The organism is Micrococcaceae bacterium Sec5.8 (genome assembly GCA_039636775.1).
GTDB lineage: Bacteria > Actinomycetota > Actinomycetes > Actinomycetales > Micrococcaceae > Arthrobacter.
In genome coordinates this window covers 2909072-2931945 of record CP143429.1, presented here as the reverse complement: position 1 = coordinate 2931945, position 22874 = coordinate 2909072, and the positions used below count along the sequence as shown (strand labels likewise).

16 protein-coding genes are annotated in these 22874 nt (G+C 66.0%); 12 read left to right on the top strand and 4 right to left on the bottom strand.

Features of this window, described 5'->3' with window-relative positions; genetic code table 11:
• Nucleotides 1–235: 235 nt before the first annotated feature.
• From VUN84_13395 to VUN84_13350, 10 genes are all read left to right on the top strand, one after another.
• Nucleotides 236–6004, top strand: a complete 5769-nt coding sequence (locus VUN84_13395) for a DUF6531 domain-containing protein (protein ID XAS63285.1) — start codon at nt 236–238, stop codon at nt 6002–6004.
• The gene (locus tag VUN84_13390; GenBank protein XAS63284.1) at nt 5989–6330 is read left to right on the top strand and encodes a hypothetical protein; all 342 of its coding nucleotides are present in this window, start codon (nt 5989–5991) and stop codon (nt 6328–6330) included. The genes VUN84_13395 and VUN84_13390 overlap by 16 nt, the downstream gene beginning before the upstream one ends.
• A gap of 2121 nt (nt 6331–8451) precedes the next feature.
• Nucleotides 8452–8643, top strand: a complete 192-nt coding sequence (locus tag VUN84_13385; GenBank protein ID XAS63283.1) for a hypothetical protein — start codon at nt 8452–8454, stop codon at nt 8641–8643.
• Between the two features lie 119 nt (nt 8644–8762).
• Nucleotides 8763–9305, top strand: a complete 543-nt coding sequence (locus tag VUN84_13380; GenBank protein ID XAS65862.1) for a PadR family transcriptional regulator — start codon at nt 8763–8765, stop codon at nt 9303–9305.
• A 5-nt stretch (nt 9306–9310) separates the two neighbouring features.
• A complete protein-coding gene (locus tag VUN84_13375) occupies nt 9311–11023 on the top strand; it encodes an AarF/UbiB family protein (protein XAS63282.1) in 1713 nt (570 codons plus the stop codon).
• A gap of 178 nt (nt 11024–11201) precedes the next feature.
• A complete protein-coding gene (locus VUN84_13370) occupies nt 11202–12857 on the top strand; it encodes a cellulase family glycosylhydrolase (GenBank protein XAS63281.1) in 1656 nt (551 codons plus the stop codon).
• 68 nt (nt 12858–12925) lie between these two features.
• Nucleotides 12926–13393 (top strand): GatB/YqeY domain-containing protein, encoded by a 468-nt coding sequence (locus tag VUN84_13365; protein ID XAS63280.1) that lies wholly within the window; start codon nt 12926–12928, stop codon nt 13391–13393.
• A 236-nt stretch (nt 13394–13629) separates the two neighbouring features.
• Complete coding sequence (locus VUN84_13360) at nt 13630–14733, top strand: class I SAM-dependent methyltransferase (protein ID XAS63279.1); 1104 nt, start codon at nt 13630–13632, stop codon at nt 14731–14733.
• A gap of 58 nt (nt 14734–14791) precedes the next feature.
• On the top strand, nt 14792–16384 hold the full coding sequence (locus VUN84_13355; GenBank protein XAS63278.1) for an ABC-F family ATP-binding cassette domain-containing protein: 1593 nt from the start codon (nt 14792–14794) through the stop codon (nt 16382–16384).
• Between the two features lie 32 nt (nt 16385–16416).
• Nucleotides 16417–16731 carry a hypothetical protein gene (locus VUN84_13350; protein XAS63277.1) on the top strand — a complete coding sequence of 105 codons (315 nt, stop codon included), beginning with the start codon at nt 16417–16419 and terminating at the stop codon, nt 16729–16731.
• Nucleotides 16732–16768: 37 nt separating this feature from the next.
• Here VUN84_13350 and corA read toward each other — a convergent pair whose 3' ends face one another.
• Nucleotides 16769–17764: a magnesium/cobalt transporter CorA gene (gene corA, locus VUN84_13345; protein XAS63276.1), complete on the bottom strand. Its 996-nt coding sequence runs from the start codon at nt 17762–17764 to the stop codon at nt 16769–16771.
• A gap of 7 nt (nt 17765–17771) precedes the next feature.
• Entirely contained in the window at nt 17772–18302 is a 531-nt protein-coding gene (locus VUN84_13340; protein XAS63275.1) for an Lrp/AsnC family transcriptional regulator, read from the bottom strand.
• A gap of 154 nt (nt 18303–18456) precedes the next feature.
• Between VUN84_13340 and VUN84_13335 the strand changes: the two genes are divergently transcribed.
• Entirely contained in the window at nt 18457–19695 is a 1239-nt protein-coding gene (locus VUN84_13335; protein ID XAS63274.1) for an MFS transporter, read from the top strand.
• Here VUN84_13335 and VUN84_13330 read toward each other — a convergent pair.
• On the bottom strand, nt 19692–20195 hold the full coding sequence (locus VUN84_13330; GenBank protein ID XAS63273.1) for an Lrp/AsnC family transcriptional regulator: 504 nt from the start codon (nt 20193–20195) through the stop codon (nt 19692–19694). The two genes, VUN84_13335 and VUN84_13330, sit on opposite strands and share 4 nt — an antisense overlap.
• Before the next feature lie 133 nt (nt 20196–20328).
• On the opposite strand from VUN84_13330, the gene VUN84_13325 reads away from it, so the two are divergent.
• The gene (locus VUN84_13325) at nt 20329–21492 is read left to right on the top strand and encodes a PLP-dependent aspartate aminotransferase family protein (GenBank protein ID XAS63272.1); all 1164 of its coding nucleotides are present in this window, start codon (nt 20329–20331) and stop codon (nt 21490–21492) included.
• Here VUN84_13325 and VUN84_13320 read toward each other — a convergent pair.
• Nucleotides 21489–22802 (bottom strand): MFS transporter, encoded by a 1314-nt coding sequence (locus VUN84_13320; protein XAS63271.1) that lies wholly within the window; start codon nt 22800–22802, stop codon nt 21489–21491. The two genes, VUN84_13325 and VUN84_13320, sit on opposite strands and share 4 nt — an antisense overlap.
• Between the last annotated feature and the right edge of the window lie 72 nt (nt 22803–22874).

Below are 22874 nucleotides of genomic sequence, written 5' to 3'. Positions count from 1 at the left end.
GGGTAGCCGCGGCGCTCTGATGAGTGGGCGGTTACCTGGCCACTACACGGTTTTGGTCTTTCCGGCCGGTCCTGGATTTCTCCGGTCCGGCTTTTTGGGTTGTATCGTCCTGCATTGAATCCCTCGTTGGACTGGTCCTGCGCCTGGCGCAGTTGTTTCCAGGCAGGTGTTGGGTTCTGCGGCGTTGGTGGTTGTTCTTCTTGTTCCAATTCTTGTTCAGTGGGGGGCTTTGGTTGTGACCGAGTTCGTTGAGGTGCCGCTGTTGCCGGCGTCAGACGGTTCTGATGGAGGGCGATTCAGTTACGCCGTGGCCGGGTCGGTGAAGTCTGCGTTTGAGCTGGCGGCATCAAAGCTCGAGGAGCAGGCAGGTTCGCGGGCGACGTTCGTCTCCTCCGCGAAGGAGGACTTCAAGGGGCATTTCTCTGAGGTTTTTGCCTCCAACGCTGCCACCGCGGGCAAGGACGCGGAAGCGTTGGCGACCGCGCTGCGGACCGTAGCCGGATACGTGGGACAGATGGTCGAGGCCGGGCATGAAGAGGACACCCGGCGTGCGAAGAATAACGAGTGGGTCCGGGAGCACAATGACCGTAACGCGTTCGAGAAGGGCTGGGACTCGGTCTTCGGTGAGGGAGACCGGCCGAACGCGGCGCCGGGCAAAGCTCCGACGTTCGAACCGGCAGCTCCCACCGTCGGGAGCCGGGAAACACCGCCGCCCGGCGGGGGGTACGGGGGCGGGACGTCCTCGGCGCGCCCGGAAAGCCTGCGGTCTTTCGCGGTAAACTCCCGGGGCTTGGATGAGGGGTTGGCCTCAGCCCCAGGTGCGCTGGAAGGACATCTCTCCGATTTCGCGTCCGATTGCTACTGGGGGCGGATCGAAGCCTCGGGCGTGGTCAGCGCCTACCGGGAGTATCTACGGGCCAACGAGAACGACGCGAAGTGGGCGGTCACTGTCGCGGATGCGTTTGCGGCCGCCGGGGGCGAGGGCAGTGTCTCGACCGTCTCGGACGCGGCCGTGAATGAAGCGCTTGCAGCAGCAGGAGTCAGCGCCAGCCGGTCCACGCTGGTCGTGGCTCCGCCGATGGCGGCCGGTGCGATGCCCACCAGCGGGTACGCAAACGACCCCGTGAACACCGCCACCGGAAACTTCATTGAACCGGAAGAGGATCTGCGGTTTGCCGGTGTCGCTTCCGACGTGGTTTTGTCGCGGATGTACAACTCTTTGGCCTCGGGACTGGACGTGCCCGGGGTGTTTGGCCCGGGGTGGGCCTCGGTCCTGGACCAGCACCTTGCGGTCTCGGATGAGGGGTGCCGCTGGGTGATGGCCGACGGCCGGGCCGTCGATTTTCCTCGTGAGGGGTCCGGCTGGGCGCGGGCGGTGGGCGAGAACTACTGGCTCACCGCAGAGCCTGCGACCGCAGCTGACCTCAGGGAGTCAAGCTCCGTGCCGGAGGGTACGGTCGAGCTGCTTGTGGTCCGGGACAATGAGGGCGGCTGGTGGACCTACAGCCTCGCGGGCGTGTGGCTCGGGTCCGGGTCGGGGCCGGGCCGGACGGTGTCCGTGGTCCGGGAAAAGCCCGCCGACGGCGGCAGTGTGGGACAGGTGACCCGGTTGGCGCATGTGCAGGGCCGGTTCCTTGACGTGGAGTACGTGGACGGGCTCGTTGCCGTGGTGCGGGCCTCGGACGGGCGCCGGGTGGAGTACGGCTATGACGACGCAGGCCGGCTGACGGGTGTGGCGACGGAGCTGGGGGCGCGGGCGTACCGGTGGAATGAGCAGGGCCTGATCGAGGCGGTGGTCTCGTCCGCGGGTGTTGTTGAGGCGGAGAACACCTATGACGAGCACGGCAGGGTTGTGCTGCAGGTGACCCAGCACGGGCGCCGGACCAGGTTCGCGTATTTGCCGGGCCGCGTCACGGTGGTCTCGGATGAAGACGGTTCCCGGTCGAACTCCTGGATCGCCGACGCGAAGGGCCGCCTGGTGGGTGTGCTCGATTCCCATGATCAGCGCCAGTCGATGGCGTATGACGGCCACGGGAACCTGGTGTCCTTCACGGAACGCGACGGGGCCGTGACGGTGCATGCCTACGACGCGCGGGGCCGGAAGACCCGGACAGTCACCCCGGAAGGCGCGGACCTCACGTACGGCTGGGATGAGCAGGACCGCATCACCACCCTGGTGACCGAAACAGGCTCGGTCATCTCGTATGAGTATGCCGATGAGGTGTCGCGGGACCCCTCGGTCATCCTGGACCCGCTGGGCGGGCGCACTGAGCTCCAGTGGCGGAACGGTCAGCTGGCCCGGGTGATAGACCCGGCCGGCGTTGCGGTCGGCTTTGAATACGACGGGTTCGGGGACCTGGTCTCGACCCGGAACGCAGCCGGGGACGTCGCGAGGATCATCCGAGACCAGGCGGGCCGCCCCGTCGCGGCGCTCAGCCCCTCCGGCGCCGAGACCCGCTTCACCTACGACGCTGCGGGCCTGCTGGTGCGGCGGGTGGACCCGGACGGCGCCGTCCGGGCCTTTGAACACGACTCGGCAGGGCGGACGACGGCGTCCATCGCCCCGGACGGGGGCCGGACCGAACTCGATTACGCCGTCAATGGTGAACTGGTCCGGACAATCGATCCGTTGGGCCGGGCCATCGAGCGGGTCTTCGATGAGCTGGGCAACGTCACGGCCGCGGTGCTGCCGGACGGTGCCCGCTGGGGCTTCGCCCACGACACGCTGTCCCGGCTCGTCGGGATCACGGACCCCGCCGGCCACGACTGGGTGCGGGAGTACGACAAGGTCGGTGCCCTGACCGCCGTCGTCGACCCGACCGGTGTCCGCGCGGACGCCACGACCGACCGTTTGGCGGGCACGGCGACCCTGACGGACGCGTTCGCGTCCTCAACGTACAGCTTTGACGAGTACGGGCGCCCCACGCGGGTCCAGGGGATGGACGGCTCCGCGGAACTGGTCACCTATGACGCGGCCGGGAACCCGGTGGAACTCCTCGACGGTGAAGGCGGCCTGACGGTCCTCGGCCGGGACGTGGCCGGGAAGATCACCTCGATCACTTCCCCCTCCGGCGCCGTCACCAGGTATGAATACGACGGGTGCGGGCGCCCCTGGCGGACCACGGACCCGCTCGGCGCGGTCACGGAACTGGCTTACGACGCCGACCAGCGGGTCACCGCCCGGACACTGCCCACCGGCGAGGTCGAAACCTTCGAGTACGACCCGTGCGGGCGGCTCCTGACCCGCAACACCCCCGGCCAGGGCGTGTCCCGGTACGGCTACGACAAGGCCGGGCGGCTGAGCTTCTCCCAGGACACCTGGTACGGGACCCGCCGGTTCACATACAACACCGCCGGGGAACTGACCGGGACCATCAACGGCGTCGGCGGCCGGACCTTCTTCGACTACGACGTCCGCGGGCGCCTGGTCCGGATCACCGACCCCTTGGGCGGGGTGACCACCCGCACCTACACGGCCACGGACTTGGTCGATGCGGTGACCGACCCCCTCGGCCGGGTGACCACCGCGACGTATGATCCTGCCGGGCGGCAACTGTCCCAGACGGACCCGGACGGGCACACCACCACCTGGACGTACGACGCCGCCGGGCAGGAGGCCACCACCTCGGTGGACGGGAAACTCCTGGCCTCAATTGACCGGGACCTGCTCCGCCGCCGCGTCGTCATCACCGACCACACCCGCAACGCCGGCGCCGGTGCGGCTGCTGACGGGCTGGCCGTGGAGCACGAACTCGGCTTTGACCGTTGTGGGCGGCTGACCTCCCGCACCCGCGGCGGCCAGGGCCTGTCCTGGAAGTACGACGGCGACGGGAACCGTACCGCGTTCACCGACGCCCACGGCACCACCACCACCTACACCCGGGACGCCGCCGGACGGCTCACCACCGTCACCAACCCCCTGCTCCGGGACGCGGTGTTCACCCATGATGCGTCCGGGCGCCTCACCTCGGCCACCGCCGGGGACCTCGTCCAGGAATGGGCCTACCGGGGCGGGAACCTCGCCGAACACAGCCGCACCGACAACTCGGGCAGTGGCGGTGGGACGGATGTGACGCTGATCGGTAGGGACGACGACGGCCGCATCACGGCACTGACCCGCGCCGGAACCATCACCCGGTACGGCTACGACGGTGCCGGACAGATGGTCTCGGCGACTACCACCCCGGTCACCACCGCGGCTGGTGGTGCGGAAGGGCCCGCAGCACAGGCAGTGTCGGTGATGTCGGAGTGGGAGTACGACGCCGGTGGACGCCTGGTCCGCGAGGCCACCCCGGCGGGGTCCCGGGCCTACGAGTACGACGCCGCGGGACAACTTGTCGCCGTCACCGGCCCGGAGGGGTCGAGGGTGGAGTTCGTCCATGACGGGCTGGGCCGGCGGACCCGGCTCATCGGCGCGGACGGGTCCTGGACCGAATACGCATGGGGCCAGACCGGCCAGCTGAAGAGCGTTGCCGACCGCACACCCGACGGCATGGAAACCTCCCGGCACGAGCTGTGGGTCGACGCCCTCGGCGAACTTGCCGGCATCGACGGCGCCCTCCTGTGGTGGGACACCGCGAACCCCGTCCCCACCCTCACCGGCATCACGACCAGCACGGTTGGTGATGGCTCCGGAGGCACCGCCGGTATCGGCATCGCAGGTGGTGGTGGGCAGCTCCTGTCCCTGCCCGGTGGTGTGACAGGGATCGGGGATGCCTGGACGGCGTCGGGCTGGCGAGCCGCCCGGCCCACCGATCAGACCGACCCATGGGCGGTCCTCGGTACCCCCATCATGCCCGACCCCTCGCCCGGCCTAAACCCCGACGCAATGGCCGGTGCAGGTTCCGCCGGACTCGGTGCTGGTGCCGGGCCGGTCGGGTTGCTGCCGGCGGGTGTCAGCCTGACTGGTAGTGGCGGCGTGGACATCGCAGGCCTGGAATGGCTCGGAGCTAGGGCCTATGACCCCCTGACCAAGGGGTTCCTGTCCACGGACCCGCTCGCCCCGATCCTGGGGGCGGGTTGGGACGGCAACCCTTACGCCTATGCGGGCAACAACCCGCTGAACACCACCGACCCCACCGGTCAGAGGCCCCTGACCGATGACGAACTTCGGGCCTATGACGGCACGACCGGCGGCGCTATGGCCGCGGCCGGAGACTGGTGGAAGGACAACTGGGAATACGTTGCCGCCGGAGCCGCGATCGTGGCCGGTGTCGCCCTGATGTGTACTGGAGTCGGCGGGCCAGCAGGCCTGGCCCTGATGATGGGCGCTGGCGCCCTTGTATCAGGTGGTATCTCTGTTGCAACCCAGAAGGCCGACAGGGGAGCCGTCGACTGGGGCCGGGTGGGGGTTGATTCGGCTGTCGGAGCCCTCGCGGGAGGGCTGGGCGCTGGCACTGGGGCGATTGTCGCATCAAAAATGGGCGCCGGCCTGGCAGCTCGTGCCGCGACCGCAGCTGCTGGAGGCGCAGCGGAAGGCGGGGTAAGTGGGGGCGCCGGTTACGCCATGTCGCAGGGCCCCCACACGCCACGCGGCTTCATCCAGGCAACGTCGACGGCAGCCGCGGTCGGGGCAGCAACAGGGGGGATCACCGGCTACAAGCCGAAATGGCTTGGAGCGGCTGATAGGCAGACTTTCAAGTACGGAATCTATCGTTCCAGTTATTCACATGACGTGTCGGTTCTGTCGCGTGCAGGAGACGCCGGGTATCGGAATGAGTTTGGTAGCTTTTGGTCAGCAGATGCTCCCACATCGGTCCTTCAGGCGCGAAGGGACAAAGCGATCCTTCCCGAGTGGTACAACAAGAACCGTGAGATCACTGGTACAAGCCCACTCAGCATGGGGTATACCGCTGAATTCCCACCGGGGACGACGATGTACGCCGGTACGGTGAGGCGCCAGATAGGACTTGACGGAACCGTGTACCAAGGTGGGACGCCGCAAGTCTTTATTCCGAAGTCATATGAACACGGCACTATTATTGATCAATGGGAGCTGAAATGAGAAGGACCGAGCTTGCCGAAGGTATCCTGCTCTTGTCCAAGCTGTCCGCATATTTGGATGAGCTCGGAAAAGACGAATCCGCGTCATGGATCCGTAAAGTGATGCATGATCTGCAAGAAGGACCCTCCAGGAAGCGAGAGGTCGAGATCTGTCGTGATCTCGGCGAATCGCTGAATAACGGACCGGGTCGAATTCCCGACCTCTACTTTGCAAGCCTTGATGGTAAGCCTGACATCTCGCGCACCAACGACTATCTTGAGACCATTCGGGCGGTCCGGCGATTTGCACGGCACAGGGTGCCACCTTGGTCTCTCTTCATCGTCTGACAAGACTCGCAGCCCGGAATTGAGTCTCGACGGTCTGAGCGCGAATTTCCCTAAAGTTTGGGGATGGCTTGCAGGAGTGTCAGCGAACAGTCGGGCGTCTCTTCTCGGAGGGTCGACGGGAGGACTTGGTGGAGTACGGGACTGCCATCGCTGTCTCGGGTGTATAGGGCTTTCCGGGGTGGCGAGGCCGTCTTTGCCCGTGACGCGTCCGGCGCCTGACCGCAGTGACCGCCACAAACTCGGCTTGGTCTGAATCTACAGAACGGCAATCTCGCTGAGCACAATCGCGATGACCGATCAGCTTCTGCCCGGGCGAGCCCAATGCGGTCTCCGCGGTTCGTAGCGGTGTGAACGGTAGGGCGCTAGGACGTCCGGGAAATCGCGGGCAGAGGTTGGTTTGCTACGGAACGTGGTGGAATTTAGATTTAATGTATAGGCCCGGGTGTCTTTTCCGGGTTCCGGAAGCCTCTGCGTACTAATAAGGCTCAGGCTCGGTTTGATTCCGCCGAGCAACTATCTCTCAGTCCGAAGTGCTCCGTCTAGGTCAATATCCCGGCGGGGCACTTTGTATTTGTGGTTATGACGTTGTGTAGCCTTCCTGCCCGGGTTCCGAGTTGCGGAACTCTTCGGAAGCTCCCGCCCAATCCTCCGGATGCGAAATGTGCCGTAGTGGTTCCTACTTGGTGGTCGGCGATGGACTGAAGCCCGCTTCCTGCTCGTCCAGCTCCGCGTAGAATTCCTGTTGACTCCCGGCGATGCAGAGCAAACAGCGGGTGAGCCATGGCCGAGAGATCAGCTCTCAACTGTCATGAAGATGCTCGATGGACTCTCGCCCAGGCTCACTCCGAGTTCTGTACGGGATCTGCCGACAGTCGCGGATCGGATGAGGGGCCGGTGTGCAACGGGATTTCAGCGAGTGGGAGCGGGGAACATTCACCCCGCCTTGCCCATCACGAACGGTCCCGGGAGGACCTGGTAGCAAGCACGTGACCTCGCGCGGCAGGCCAGGCGACACATGGGTCGTTTCATGACAGGAGAAGTCGAGACAACGCGAGCAGCTCTGTTCGGCCGTCAGATCGGTCGCCGTGGGAGTCGAGCTCGTCGCGTTCATGCCGACACTCACGCAGCGGCCCCCAGAAGGCGGCCACCGAGTTTCACCCGAGCCGGCACGTATGCCGAGGAATGCATCGGCCTGCCGGCTTCCCGCTGAGCCATGCAGTGCCTTGTATTCCTCCACAGGCTACCGGAAGGCCGCCCCCCGACCTGAGCAAGCCCGTCGCCGAAACGCAAGGCGCTGCGTGTCCTGGTGGCTGCGGGCATGTTCGGGTCGCCTTAATTTGTCCTTTTGTTGGATTTATTCAGTAGTGTTGGTACTGTCGGCTTCGTCTGGTCGCTGGCGGGACGGGTCCAGTCTCAAGCGGTCAGCACGCTGGCGCACCCTATAACTGGGGATCAATTTTGACGGAGGACCTAACAAATCGGTTAGGTGGGTCTGTCGTTGGTGCGGTCAATACGGAACTGCAGCCAGGTGATGCTAGGCGCGAGGATTTGTTAAACGGCGCGGTTCAGGGGTTTGCCAACGGTTCCGCTGGGCCCGGGAGTGGACGTCGTGCGAGTGGCTGGTGATCGGAATGGGAGATGGAATGGTTAAGACGGACGACGATTTGCGGCGTATACCCAAGCGGCCGACGTTGAAGTGGTATTGGAACGTGCTGGGAGTCTTAGTTCTCGGGTTCGGTGCTTTTGTTTTACTGCTTCCCGTATGGGATTCGATCGGTGTCGAGACTGTCCGTTGCGAAATACTCACCGCGAAACCGGAAACGAGTTCTGGCGGATCTAGGGGTTCAGCATCGACGGCGGGGGTTTTCGTTGAGACGGCGAACTGCGGAAGTATCTATGTGTCTCCGAGGGTGACTTTTGACAATCAAGACGAGGTTGCCGCGTCTTTCAAACCTGGTAGTGAATACGATTTTGATATTGGCTGGTTCTCACGAGTAGTGACTAAGGGAATCCGGAATGAAACCCCATCTGTGCAGGACTATCGGATGGTGAAATGAGAGCCGTTGTTTAGCGACTGACGGTCGAGAAGCGAGTGCCCATGATGTCATGTCGGGCATTTGAATGACGCGGGGGAGCGTACCCGGCGGGGCCGGTCTGAGTGTGTTGTCCGGGCTGGCGGGTGTGTTGCTGGCCGGGATCACCCTGACCGGCAACGGTGGCCTTGACGTCGCGGGTCTGGAAAGCTCGGGGCGCGGGCGTTTGACCCAGTACGACGGCTCCTTCCGGGGAGCGTTCGCTGCGGCCGGTCACTGAATGGACCAGCAGGCATATCTCGTCGTCGGGGTAACCGGCACGACTCTTGGTTTCAGGAATTCCCGGATGTATCGTTGACTATCGTTATATATCGTTCACGATGTCCCGAGGAGAGCATGATGCGCAATTCATACCCGGCAGGCGGATTCCGCGGCAACAATGTCGACAGCATGTGGCAGGCCGTCGAAGAGCTGCGTTCAAGGTTCGAGAAGCGGACAGGTTCCCGGGCGGGGCGGGGCGAGGTGCGCTCGGCCGTGCTGGCACTGCTTGCGGAACGGCCGATGCACGGCTACCAGATCATTCGTGAAATCGAGGAGCGCAGCGGCGGAAGCTGGAAGCCCAGCGCCGGGTCCGTCTATCCCACGTTGCAGCTTCTGGCCGACGAGGGGTTCATCCGTGCCGAGGAATCCAACGGCCGCAAGATCTATTCCTTGACCGACGCCGGCCGCGAAGAGGTGGCCGGCGCCGGTACCTCGGCGCCGTGGGAGGCATCGGGTCCGGCGTCCGGCAGCGGGTTCGCGGCCCTGCCCAAGGCGGGCGTCGAGCTCGCGCAGGCCGCGTCGCAGGTGGGCCGCACCGGCACTCCCGAGCAGGTGCAGGAGGCCGTGGCGGTGCTCGACGACGCCCGCCGCCGGCTGTACGCAATTCTCGCCCAGGGCTGACGGGGGTGACGTCGGTTCGCCGGGACCGCGCAGATCCGGTAACCGGCGCCGGGGACACCCGTGCCCGCTACCGCCGCATCCTGCGCTTCGCCGCCTGGAATCTCGCGGTGACCTGGTGGTTCGAGCTGTTCCTCCCGCGCCTTGGAATGGGCTGGATTGCCGAGCGGACGAGGGCCAAGAGGATGCACCGCTTCGCGCAGCGTTTTCACGTACTCGCCGTGGAGCTGGGCGGCCTCATGATCAAGGTGGGTCAATTCCTGTCCTCCAGGCTCGACGTGCTGCCGCCCGAGATCACCAAGGAACTGGAGGGACTGCAGGACGAGGTGCCGCCAGTGGCGTTCGCCGCCATCCGCAAGCTCGCCGAGGCGGAGCTGGGCTCACCACTGGAACAGTTGTTCGCCTCGGTCGAAGAGATCCCCATCGCAGCCGCGTCCCTGGGGCAGGCGCACCGGGCACGGCTCCTTCCCCGCGATGCGGCCGACACCGGACTTGAGGGTGTTGTGCTGAAAGTTCAGCGCCCGGGCATCGACGCCATTGTCGACGTCGACCTGGCCGCCCTGCGCAAAATTGGCGGCTGGCTCAGCCACGTCCGCCTGATTTCCAACCGGGCCGACATGCCCGCGCTGGTGGAGGAGTTTGCACAGACCAGCCTGGAGGAGATCGACTACCTGCACGAGGGGGCAAACTCCGAGCGGTTCGCCGCCGAGTTTGCCGATGACCGCCGGGTGGACGTACCCGCAGTCGTATGGGAGCGCAGCACCCGCCGAGTGCTGACCCTCGAAGATGTTACGGCGATCAAGATTACGGACGCGGAGGCGTTGCTGGCAGCCGGGATTGATCCGGCGCAGGTCGCTCCGGTATTCGCTTCGGTCATGTTCGACCAGATGTTTACAACCGGCTTCTTCCACGCCGATCCACACCCGGGCAACATCTTTGTCACTCCGGTAGCTGATCCCGCCGCTCCGCACCCCTGGAAGCTGACCTTCATCGACTTCGGCATGATGGGCGAGGTTCCTACAAACACGCGCAGTGGCTTGCGGAAGCTGCTCCTAGCGGCCGCCTCGCGTGACGGAAAGGGGTTGGTGGCCGCGATCCGGAACGTGGGTGTTCTGCTGCCCTCAGCGGACACGGTCGAGCTGGAGCGGGCGATGACGCACCTCTTCGCCCGGTTCGGTGGCATGGGCTTCGCTGAGCTCCGCGAAGTGGACCCCCGGGAGTTCCGGGACTTTGCGGTGGAGTTCGGCGACGTCGTCCGTTCGCTGCCGTTCCAGTTGCCGGAAAACTTCCTGCTCATCATCAGGGCGATGTCATTGACCTCGGGGGTGTGCAGTTCGCTGGACGCAAGGTTCAACCTGTGGGACTCGGTCGAACCCTACGCGGCGCAGCTGCTGCGCGACGAACGCGGCAATATCGTGCAGGACGTGGCCCAGCAGGCACTCGACGCCGCCGGGCTGGCCCTGAGCCTGCCAAAACGTCTGGATGGGCTCTTGACCAGGCTGGAGGACGGTTCACTGGCAGTGGCCAATCCGCGCCTCGAGCAACAGGTGAAACGGCTTGACCGCACGGCCCGGCGAACGGCATCGGTACTGGTTTTTGGCGCCCTGCTCATCGCCGGTTCCGTGGTCCGCGCGGACGACACGGTGTTCGGCAATGTCTTGATGATCGCGTCGGTGGTGCCCTTGTTGCACGGACTGTGGGCGGGACGCAGCGGCCTCTGAGCCCGCTGGCCCGTCTTTCGCCGCCCGCACCGCAGGCGGTCCCCAACTGAACGGGCCGCGAATCAAAAGAAATATGCGGTGGCGTGGCGTCCGTCGTCCCGTTCCTGTGCCAAGGTGGACTCGGCGCCCGCCTGGGCATGTCTTGGAACGGGCCAGATGTCCCGGATACGGAGGAACTTTGCGGAGCAACCATCCCCTCGATACCGCCCGGGTGCGCCTGCGTCGAGGTGCCGCGTCTGTTGCTGTGACCGCCGCGACCCTGACCGGTTTGCTGGCCGTCTCGGGCTGCGCCGGCCCGGCGCCTTTCGCCGCTGACCGGGCCGTCGAGGCCGCGCCGGCTGCGACCGGGTGGTTGCACACCGACGGTGGGGTCATCAGGGATTCCAACAACAACCCGTACACCGTCAAGGCCACGTCCTGGTTCGGGCTCGAGACCCCGGACTGTGTCCCGCACGGTCTCTGGGGGACACTCACCATCGACGAGGCGCTGGCCAACATCAAGTCGATGGGCTTCAACACTGTCCGCCTGCCTTTCTCCAATGAGTGCCTGGCAGCGACTTCGATCAAGGGCAGCGTCAACTACTGGGCGAACCGCGCCTACAACCTTGAGGGCAGACGACCGCTGGACGTTCTGGACACGGTCATCGCCCGCGCCAAGGCCAACGGGTTGAAGATCATCCTGGACCGCCACCGCCCCAGCTCCGCTGACCAGTCGCCGCTGTGGTACACGTCCGCCGTTCCGGAGACCAAGTGGATTGCCGACTGGAAAATGCTCGCCACCCGCTACAAGGCCGACCCCACCGTTATCGGGGCCGACCTGCACAACGAACCCGCCGGCGCGGCAACCTGGGGCCGTGGCACCGCCGCCACCGATTGGCAGGCAGCCGCCACCCGGGGAGGTAACGCCGTGCTGGCCTCCAACCCCAACCTTTTGATCATCGTCGAAGGCATCGAGAACCAAGGCAACGGAACTGCCACCTGGTGGGGCGGCGGCCTCGCCGACGTCGGCGCCAAGCCCGTCGTGCTCAACACGCCCCACCGCGTGGTTTACTCCCCGCATGACTACCCGGCATCGCTGTACGCGCAGAAATGGTTCAGTGACCCGGCCTACCCGGCCAACCTGCCGTCCGTCTGGGACAAAAACTGGGGCTACATCCAGAAGCAGGGCATCGCCCCCGTGCTGCTGGGTGAATTTGGCTCCGCGCTGGCCACCGAATCGGACAAGCAGTGGATGACGTCGATCGTCTCCTACCTCGCCACCAACACGATGAGCTACGCCTACTGGTCCTTCAACCCCAATTCCGGCGTCACCGGCGGGCTCGTGAAGGCCGACTGGCGGACGCAGGAAACCGCGAAGCTCGCCGCCCTGGCGCCGATCCTCACCCCGGGCCCGGCAGGCACCGTTCCGGTACCGTCACCTTCCCCGACCGCTAGCGCGACCGCCACGCCGTCGCCTACCGCTCCCGCCAGTCCCAAACCCCCAGCCACAACCAGTCCCAAACCCACCGCCACTCCGTCGCCCACGGCTGCGTCCGGCGGGGCGTCCATCAGCGCGACCTGGAAGGCCACCAGCTCATGGAATGGCGGGTACGTTGCCACTATCGAGGCCACCGGCCGGCGGATAGCGCCCAGCTGGTCCGTTTCCTGGCGAGATCCCAACGTCACCAAAGTGGTCAACTCCTGGGGCGTGAACTGCACCATCGTTCCGAAGGTTTCCGTGACCTGCACGGGCTCCGACTGGGCGGCCACCATCCTTCCGGGGCTCAAACGGACCGCCGGCGTGCAGCTGGAGTCGCTGAAGGCACCGGTCAATCCGGTCCTCACGGCCAAGTAGTTGGGCAGAACACCGGGCGGGCCGGGACGGGCCCGCCCGGTATTCTGTCCAGTGACACGAGGAGAATCATGACCACCCTGAAAGAACGCCTGCACGCTGACGTCGTCGGCCACATGAAGGACCGCAACAAGGTCGCACTCACCACGGTGCGCAACGTCCTGGGCGAAATCGAGACCCGCGAGAAGTCCGGCAAGACCCCGATCGTGCTGGACGATGCCCAGGTGACGTCGCTTCTGCAGAAGGAAGCCGCCAAGCGCCGCGACACGGCCCGGATCTACACCGAGGCAGGGGAGTCCGGCCGGGCGGCCGCGGAAATCGCCGAGGCGGAAATCATCGAGGCCTACCTGCCGAAGGCACTCACCGCAGCCGAAGTGGAGGCGATCGTGGACGAGGTCGTGGGCTCCCTCACCGCCGATGGCACCGCACTGACCATGCGCCAGTTGGGCGCCGTGATGAAGCCGGTGACCGCCAAGGTCGCCGGACGCTTTGACGGGAAAGCCGTCAGCGAAATCGTCCGGAGCCGCATGGCCCCGTGACCGGTCTGCCGGCGCCGGCCCTGCCTGCAGGGTTCTGGGCGGGCGCCGCGTGGAGGGTCCGGGCGCAGCGCTGCGGGCAGAGGCTGCCCTGTATCCTGAGAGGTACAGTCTCCGATCCGCCCCCGGACGCTGGGATGGGAATACTTATCGCAACCGCCCTGCCAGGCCGCCCTCAATCATCCCCGACGCCGGCCTGCGTGCCCCTGCCGGCGCCAGCAGTGAATGACCCCGCCCTCGTGAGCTGGACCGACGCCGGCCAGGTCCGGACGGCGCGCTGGCGTTCAGCCAACGGCAGGCCCGCGCCCGCACGCGTTGAGGTGGTGACCGACTCCCTGACGGCTGACCAGGCGAACCGGATGGCGTCCCAGGGCACCGCCATGCTGTGGCATGGAGACTTCCACAACGCGCGGCAAATCCTTAACGCCTTGGACCGGCGGCTGGCTTCCGGGAAAAAGAAGTCCGCCGAGACTCCGGCCGACGAGTTCTACCGCCACCGCCAGTCCCGCTCGCACCGGGCACGCATCCTGGGGCTGCTGTTGATTCCGCTTCACCCGGGCCCGGTGGTGCCGCTTCGGCGCTCTCCGGACATCCGGGCCGCTGCCGAAGAGGCCTACGGGGGCATCAGCGAACCCTCGGTGGTCTCGCTCCATGAGCTCGTCGGGGCGATCGGTGCCCACGAGTGGCGCCGGAACGGGGTCTACGTTGATGCCCTGCAGGGCCGCATCCATCCGCACTACGGCACGTTTTTCCCGACCCGCAGCGAGTATGTGGATCTGGTAGGCACCGCACCGCTTCCCTCCGATTCGTTGGCGTTCGACGTCGGAACCGGCACCGGGGTGCTGGCAGCCGTGCTCGCCCGCCGCGGCGTCCGCCGCGTACTGGCGACGGACAATGAACCCCGCGCGATTGCCTGCGCCGCGGAGAACTTCCGGAACCTCGGCGTGGAGGCCCGTGCCGAGGCGGTCCTGGGCGATATGTTCCCGCCCGGCCGTGCGCCGCTGATCGTGTGCAACCCGCCGTGGATTCCGGCCACACCGCACTCCTCCCTGGACAATGCCGTCTACGACCCCGGCAGCCGCATGCTGTTGCGTTTCCTGAAAGAACTTCCCCGCCATTTGGAGCCGGGCGGGGAAGGCTGGCTCGTCCTGTCGGACCTGGCCGAACACCTGGGCCTGCGGTCCCGGAGCGCGCTGCTGGACGCCATCGAGGCGGCCGGGCTGCAGGTGGTAGAGCGTTTAGACACCCGGCCCACCCACGCCAAGGCGTCCGACCCCACCGACCGCTTGTTCGCCGCCCGCTCGGCGGAGGTCACCTCGCTGTGGCGGCTCGCCGTCCGTTAGCAGCCGTCCCGCCGCGCCATCAGCCGTTTACGAACCCTTCCCCGAAAGAGAACTACCCATGAGCCTGATCCGGCTGCAAGATGTCAGCGTGCGCTACGACAATACCCAGATTCTGCGGGAAGCGTTCTTCCGCCTCGAGGCCGGGGACCGGGTGGGTCTGATCGGCAAGAACGGCTCCGGCAAGACCACCATCCTCAAACTGGTCCTCGACCAGGTACAGCCGGATACCGGCGTGGTCACAGTGGAGCAGGGCACCAAGGTGGGCTATTTCTCGCAGTTCTCCGAACTTAACGGGGACGCCACAATCCTCGAGGTGCTCGATGCCCTGTTCTCCGGGATCAAGGCGGTGGAAGCCGAACTGGCCGCCATCGACGTATCCATTGCAGCCGGTCCCGCCGACGCCGAACTCGACCGTCTCATCAGCCGGCAGGCCGAGTTGTTCGAGGACATGGAACGGCTCGACGGCTGGGACTACCCGCGCCGCATCGACACCGTTCTCACCACCCTGGGCTTCGACGAAGGACACCGCCGGTGCGCGATTGATGAGTTGTCCGGCGGTTGGCGCAACCGTGCCGCCCTGGCCAAGATCCTGCTCGAAGGCCCCGACGTGCTTCTCCTCGACGAGCCCACCAACTTCCTGGACGTCGCCGGCGTCGAATGGCTGGAAAGCTGGTTCCGGGACTTCAAAGGCGCAGCCATCATCGTCTCGCACGACCGGAAATTCCTCGACGCCGTCGTCACGCGGATCCTCGAGGTGGAGAACTTCCACCTGCACGAATACCCGGGCAACTTCGGCGAATACGTCGTCCAAAAGCAATTCCGCCTCAAAACCCTTGAGCAGCAGTTCGTGCATGAGTCCGAACTGCTCGCCTTTGAAGCCGAAGGAATTGCCGACCGCCGGGAGGCCGCGAAAGCGGCCAGCCGCGGGCTCGGAAGCCAGCTCGCCAAGATCAAAAAGTCCCGCACACCGCGGCCGGTGGATCAGATTGTCACTGAGATCTACGGCGGGCTGCACGTCAAGGACATCCTCTGCCGGGTGGACGGGCTGGGGAAGTCCTACGGGGATAAGACACTGTTCGATGACCTGAGCTTTGAGATCCGCAAGGGAAACCGGATCGTGGTCCTTGGGTCCAACGGCAGCGGCAAGTCCACCCTGCTGCGGGTCCTGACCGGCGAAGAGCAACCCGACGCCGGGCAGGTGACCTGGGCCAAGGGGCCGGGCTTTGTCTCCTACAACCAGATGCTTGATGACCTCGACGACGCCGACACCGTCTCCCACGCGGTCAACGCGCTGCCTGAGAGCCTGGCCTTCAGCGCCACGAAAAAATCGGTCAACCGGTTCCTGGCGATGTTCCAGTTCTCCGAGGCCGACCTCAAACAGAAAATCGGAAACCTCTCCGGCGGCCAGAAAGCCCGTGTCGCCATGGCACAGTGCCTCCTGTCCGGCGCCTCGGTGCTGCTGCTGGACGAACCGACCAACCACCTGGACATGTCCAGTACCCAGGTCATGGAACGGGCACTGGTGCATTTCCCCGGAGCGGTCGTGGTGGTCAGCCACGACCGGTTCTTCAGCGAAAAAATCGCCAACCGCCTCCTGGTGTTCGGTGCCGACGGTGCCGTCCCCGGACAAATCGACGTCCGCGTCGCCTAAGGGCGATCAGGCCTGTGCGGGATAATGGACCTATGGCCGCACAGGAGCACGATCACGACCCCTGGGATGAGTTCGACCGGCTCAAACCGGCAGGACAGGACCGGGTGGAGGGCTACCCCGGTGGTGAGCCCGTGGGCTTCGGGTTCCGGACGGGAGTCCGCAGCGCAAAAGTCGCCCTCGGCTTTGCCGTCTACGCCCTGTGCCTGGGGACCGTCCTGGTGGTGGTCGGAGCCGTCGTCTTCATCGGCCAACGCCAGTGGCTGCTGCTCGGACTCATGGTGCTGATCGAGGCCATATTCATCCTCGCGTTCAGCCGGCTCGTCGGGCTGGCGCGGCACCGCCGCTGAGAGTCCAGGTCCAGTTCCGCCGGGCCGGGGCCGCCGGTCAGAGCCAGCCCTTCTTCTTGAAGATGCCGTACATCAGGGTTGCGGTGGCCACCATCAGCCCGATCGCCATGGGGTAGCCGAACGTCCAGTGCAGCTCGGGCATCTGGTCAAAGTTCATTCCGTAGATTCCGGCCACAATGGACGGGGCGAAGAAGATGGCCGCCCAGGACGAGATTTTCTTGACCTGCTCGTTCTGCTCTGCGCTCGCCTCGTTCATCCGGTTGGCCGTCAGAGTGCCGTCAAGGGTGAGGGCGTTTTGCAGAAGGTCCCGGAAGGAATCAGCCCGCGAGACCAGCCGCTCCACGTGGTCTTCGACGTCGCGGAGGTTGTGCTGGAGTTCGGTTTTGACATCATACTTTTCGAACCCGCGCCGCAACAGCTGCATCATGGCAGGCAGGGGATGGATGGCCCGCTGGAACTGGATGACCTCCCGGGCCAGCTCGTAGATCCGCCGGGAGACGGCGGAGTCGCCGGCAAACAGCTGGTCCTCGATCTCGTCGATGTCGTTCTCCAGCCCCGCCACCACGGGTACATAGTCATCCACCACCTGGTCCATCAAGGCGTAAAGCACCGCCTCCGGGCCGTGGGCCAGCAGCTCCGGGCGTTGCTCCAGCTTTCGCCGCACCTCCGCCACTCCGCCGGTTTCGGCATGCCGGACGGTCACCACGAAGTTCCTGCCGGTGAACACGTGCAGCTCGCCGAACTCGACCGTCTCGGTCGCGTCCAGATACCGCGCCGGCCGCAACACGGTGAAGAGGTTGTCGTCGTAGCGTTCCAGCTTGGGACGCTGATGGGCCGAAATCGCATCCTCAACGGCCAGCCGGTGCAGCCCAAACTCAGCCGCGACGGCGGCCATTTCCTCGGCAGTGGGCCGGTACAGGCCGATCCACGCCATCCCGCCGTTGCGGCTCAGGTTGTCGAAAGTCTGCTCGAGGCTCTGCGGCTCGGCGCTGCGGACGCCGTCCACATAGACGGCGTTATCGATAATAGTCACTGCGTAATTATGCCGTGTTTTGTGCCCGCGGAGCTGCGGGCGGCAGCGAGCTGCCCTGCGCCAGCCGGCTGATCAGCGGCTCGGTGCGGTACTGGATGTGGGTATGCAGGGCAAGGACCGTTTCGGTCCGGATGACTCCCTTGATCCGGAGGATGGAGCGCAGGGCTACCTGCAGGTTGTGGGTGTCGGTGGCCACCACCCGGCACCAGACGTCGCCGCGGCCGGAGATTTCGTGGACTTCCAGGACCTGCGCGATCAGGCGCAACGCACCCACCACGCCGTCCAGCTCCCGGTGCGTGACCTCGATGGTAACGAAGGCGACGACGTCGTAACCCACCGCCTCCAGATCGATCTCGCGGCCGCCCTCGTGCAGCAGGCCGGACCGCTGCATGCGGCGCACACGGGACTGAGCCGTGTTGCGCGCGATGCCGAGGGTTTCGCTGAGGTCGCCGATCTGGATCCGGGGATCCCGGATCAATTCCAGCAGGATCTTCAGATCAGTGGGGTCCAGGCTGTTCAAATCGTCACTCCGGTTCATGCTGGCGTTGATCGCTTGACTGTTTTGATCAATTTTGGCATGAAAAACAGTTGGGACGGTCAGCCATGACGCATTCTTGAGGTGCACATCATCTCGGGCTGGCGGTCCCTTGTTCCATGGAACCCGCCGGCCGCTTCTTTCCAAGGTCAGGGCTATGACGGTTTTCAACGAGCTTCGCATGCGCCCCGCTGCAGCATCACGCTGGGGTTGGGATGCCTCCACCACGGCACGGCTGGTGATGGCCGGCGTCGTTATTTTTACGCTGCTGGTCGGCGCGAACCTGGCCACCCCGATCTATCCGTTGCTGCAGGCCAAGCTCGGCATCACCGCGCTCGATGTCACGGTTGCTTTTTCCGCCTACGTCCTGGCGCTAGTGGCCACCCTGATCCTGGCCGGCCACTGGTCCGACCATATCGGCCGCCGGGCAGCCCTGGTGCTCGCGGTGCTCGTGGGTCTCGCCGGCGGTGCGGTTTTTGCCACGGCGGACAGCCTGTTCGCGCTGTGCGCAGGGCGGGCCCTGCAGGGGGTGGCCGTGGCGCTTGCCACCGGAGCCAGTTCGGCCGCCCTGCGGGAGTTGCTGCCGAGCCGTCCCGAGTGGGCGTCAAGGTTCACGCTGCTGGCGTCGGCAGGCGGCGTTGCGGCGGGTCCGGCGATCGGGGGAGTGCTCTCGCTGCTGCCCGGTCCCACCTCAACGCCCTACTACCTTCATTCGCTGGTTCTGGCGGCGCTGTTAATCCCGCTGTACCTGCTCAAGGCCCGTCCAGCCATCACTTCGGTCGCGGGCCCGCAGCCGCTGAGCGTGCTCGCGCCCCGCAGGCCTTCGGTATCCCGCGAGGCGCGCGGCGCCTTCTGGCTGGCGTCCTCGGTGGGTTTCCTCAGTTTTGCCGTCTTTGGCTTCTGCCTGTCCCTGGCGCCTGGCTACTTCGCCCAGATTGTTCACGCCGACTCGCGGCCGCTCATCGGCCTGCTGGCCGGACTCACTCTTGGATCCTCCGCACTGAGCCAGCTTCTCGCCGTGCGGGGACGCTTTGTAGTGCCGGTGGGACTGGGCATGCTCGCCGTATCTGTGCTGCTGATTGCAGCGGCCGCCGCCTGGAGCAGCCCGTGGCTGCTGATCCTCGCAAGCATCACGGCCGGGGTGGGGCAGGGCGTGTCCTTCCGGACGGTCTTTAACGATGTTGCCGGGAAAGTTGAGGCCTCACGCCATGCCCAGATCATCAGCACCGTCTACGTCATCACATACCTCGGCAGTGCGTTCCCCGTCATCGGGCTGGGCCTCGCCGCCGGCGTCGTGGGGCTGCAGGCAGCGGTGGCTGGCTTCGTTGTGCTGTGTTCGATCGCGGCAGTCACTCTCGCAGGAGTCACCCTGCGCGGGGCCCTTCGCCGCGGCTAATCCGGCAACAGGCCCAGGTTGCCCTGAATGTGGTCGAACACGAGGGTGGTTTCGGTGTGGCCCACCACGGGGTCGGTGGCCAGGTTGTCCAGCACCCAGTCCCGGAGGTCCTCGGTGGTGGCCACGGCGATGTGCAGCAGGTAGTCCACCGAACCCGAGGTGTGGAAGGTTGAAAGTACGGCCGGGAGCTTCGGGACCCGGGCCGTGAAGCGGTCGATCTGTTCGCGGTCATGGGCGCGCAGCCGGACAGCGATCAGGGCCTGCACCGAACGGCCGATCGCGGAGAGGCTCAGCTTCGCCTCGAATCCCTCGATGATTCCCCGCTCGGAGAGCGCCCTGGTGCGCATCAGGGCAGTGGACGGCGCGATGCCAACCAGCTCGGCCAGCTGTTTGTTGGAAATCCGGGCATCGTCGACGAGGGCGGCCAGCAGGCGCTCGTCGATGGCGTCCAGCGGTTCGCCGCCTACGACCGGCCGAAGATTCTTCGCACTGCTACCCATGGGTCCTCCTAGAGTTGTTCTCTGTTCATCCTAAACGGGCCATTTCGGCAAATGCATTCGCCGGCCCTTCGAAACTCCGAATTATTGCCAAATACTTGCGGTATTCAACGGTGAATATTCATAAGGAGTAACGGTGCTTTCACAGGATTCGTTGGCAGTCCATGCCGGCCGGACCGGCCTCACAGATCTGGGCGTCCACGCGGTGCCCATCGATCTCTCCACCACGGCCCCGCTTCCCTCCGTGCACGACGGCGGCCTCGCCTACGAACACCTTGCCACCGGCGGCTCCCACGAGGAGGGCCAGAGCACCGTCTACCAGCGGCTCTGGAACCCGACCGTTGCCCGCTTCGAGGAGGGCGTCGCCGTCCTCGAGGACACCCCCGAGGCGGTGGCATTCGCCACGGGTATGGCCGCGCTCAGCGCGGTGCTGCTCGCCGTCGTTTCCACCGGAAAGAAGCATGTCGTGGCGGTGCGGCCGCTCTACGGCGGAAGTGATTATCTGCTGGCCGCGGGGTTGCTCGGCAACGAGGTCACGTTCACCACGCCGGCGGGCGTCCATGCTGCGCTCCGGCCCGACACCGGACTGGTAATTCTTGAGACACCGGCCAACCCGAGCCTGGAGCTGGTCGACATTGCCGGCGTTGCTGCGGCGGCGGACGGCGTGCCGCTCCTGGTGGACAACACCTTCGCCAGCCCAATCCTGCAGCAGCCGTTCCGGCACGGCGCCGCCATGGTGCTGCACAGTGCCACCAAGTTCCTCGGCGGACACGGGGACGCCATGGGCGGAGTGGTGGCTGCAGCCCCCGAGTGGACCACACGGCTGCGCCGGATCCGGGCTGTCACCGGCGGCATCCTCACCCCCTGGCCGGCCTACCTGCTCCACCGCGGCTTGGCCACTCTGCCGGTCCGGGTGCGCGCCCAGCAAGCCAGCGCCCAAAAGGTGGCTTCCGCCCTGGCCGGGCACGGACTGGTGCGGCGCGTCTTTTACCCGGGACTGCCGGAATGCGATCCGCACGGGCTGGTCGGAACCCAGATGGCCGGTCCCGGCTCCCTCATCGCCTTCGAACTGGGCAGCGCAGAACATGCCGGGCGGACTCCCGGGGCCGTCGGCATGATCACGCATGCGGTCTCCCTCGGCGGCATCGACACCCTGATCCAGCACCCGGCGGGGCTGACCCACCGGCCGGTGGCTGCCGGCGCCAAACCCCACGCCGGCCTGCTGCGGGTCTCGGTGGGCCTGGAAGACCCGGCCGACATCGTCGCCGACCTCGTCCAAGCCATCGAGACCACCCGCTAACGGGGCCTTGCGCCACTGGCAGCCGCGGGAGCCACCGTCCGGGGCGGATGAACGACGGCGGTGATCACCGCCGTCGTTCCCGCAAGCCCGATCACGCTCAGGGCCAGAGCCGTCCAGCCCAGCGACTGGAACACCAGTCCGCCGGCCCAGCCAATGACGCTGGAACCGAGGTAGTACGCGAGATTGTAGAGCGAGGCCGCCTGCGCCCTGCCGGACGTTGCGATTCCGCCGGTCCAGCCGGCGCCGATGCTGTGCGCCGCGAAAAAACCGCCGGTGAACAGCAGCAGGCCCAGCAGGATGAGCACCAGCAAGTGGGTCAGCGTCAGCGCCAGCCCGGCCACCATCAGCAGTGTTCCTGCAATCGACACCGTCCGCCGCCCGAACCGTGCCGTCAGGCCGCCGGCCCAGCGCGAGGTGACCGTTCCGGAGAGGTATGCCAGGAAGATCAGGCTAATCGCGGTGGCCGGCAGGTTGAAGGGTTTCCCAGCGAGCCGGAAGCCCAGGTAGTTGTACACCGCCACGAAGCCGCCCATCAGCAGGAACGCCTGGATATAGAGGGCCAGCAACCGGGGGTTCCGGCTGTGGCCCGCCAGCGTCCGGAGCGCGCCGCGGAACCCGCTGGCCGCCGCCGCCGTGAAGCCCCTGGCCGGAGGAACCAGGAACAGGAACAGGACGGCTGCTGCCGCGGCCAGAACCGAGACGGCCAGGGTCGCGGCCCGCCACCCCCAGAGCTCGCCCACAAAGCCGGCCACCAGCCGGCCTGCAAGTCCGCCCAGGGTAGTGCCGGCGACGTAGGTTCCGGCCGCCAGCGCGGCATGGGCCTTGTTGACCTCCTCGTTGAGGTAAGCGATGGCAATGGCCGGAATGCCGCCCAGGGCCATGCCCTCAAGCATCCGCAGGCCCAGCAGCATTGGGAAGCTCGCGGCGAGCGGCACCAGCAAGCCCAGGGCCGTCGCGGCCGAGATGCCCCACATCATGGCCCGGACACGGCCGATGCGGTCAGCCAGGAAGGACCACGGAAGCACCGTCGCGGCAAGGCCCACGGTGGCCAGCGAAATGGTCAGGGCCGCCTCCGCCGCGCTCACCTGCAGTTCGGCCGCCATCATCGGCAGGACAGCCTGGGTGGCATACAACTGGGCGAAGGTGGCGACGCCGGCAAACGCCAGGCCGGCGAGAATCTTCCGGTAGGCAGCAGAGCCCTTGGTGTGCCCGGGCCAGACAGCCGCTTTCCGGGCCGTGCCGTGTTCGGCGGCAGGATCTGCGCCGGTCCAGGCGGGGGCGCGGAGCTGGCGTTGCGGGGGCCGGGTCATTCCCCCAGAGTAGGCTTCCATCAGACATGCTTCCAATGCATGATTCTCATAGGATTGATGGCAAATATGGAA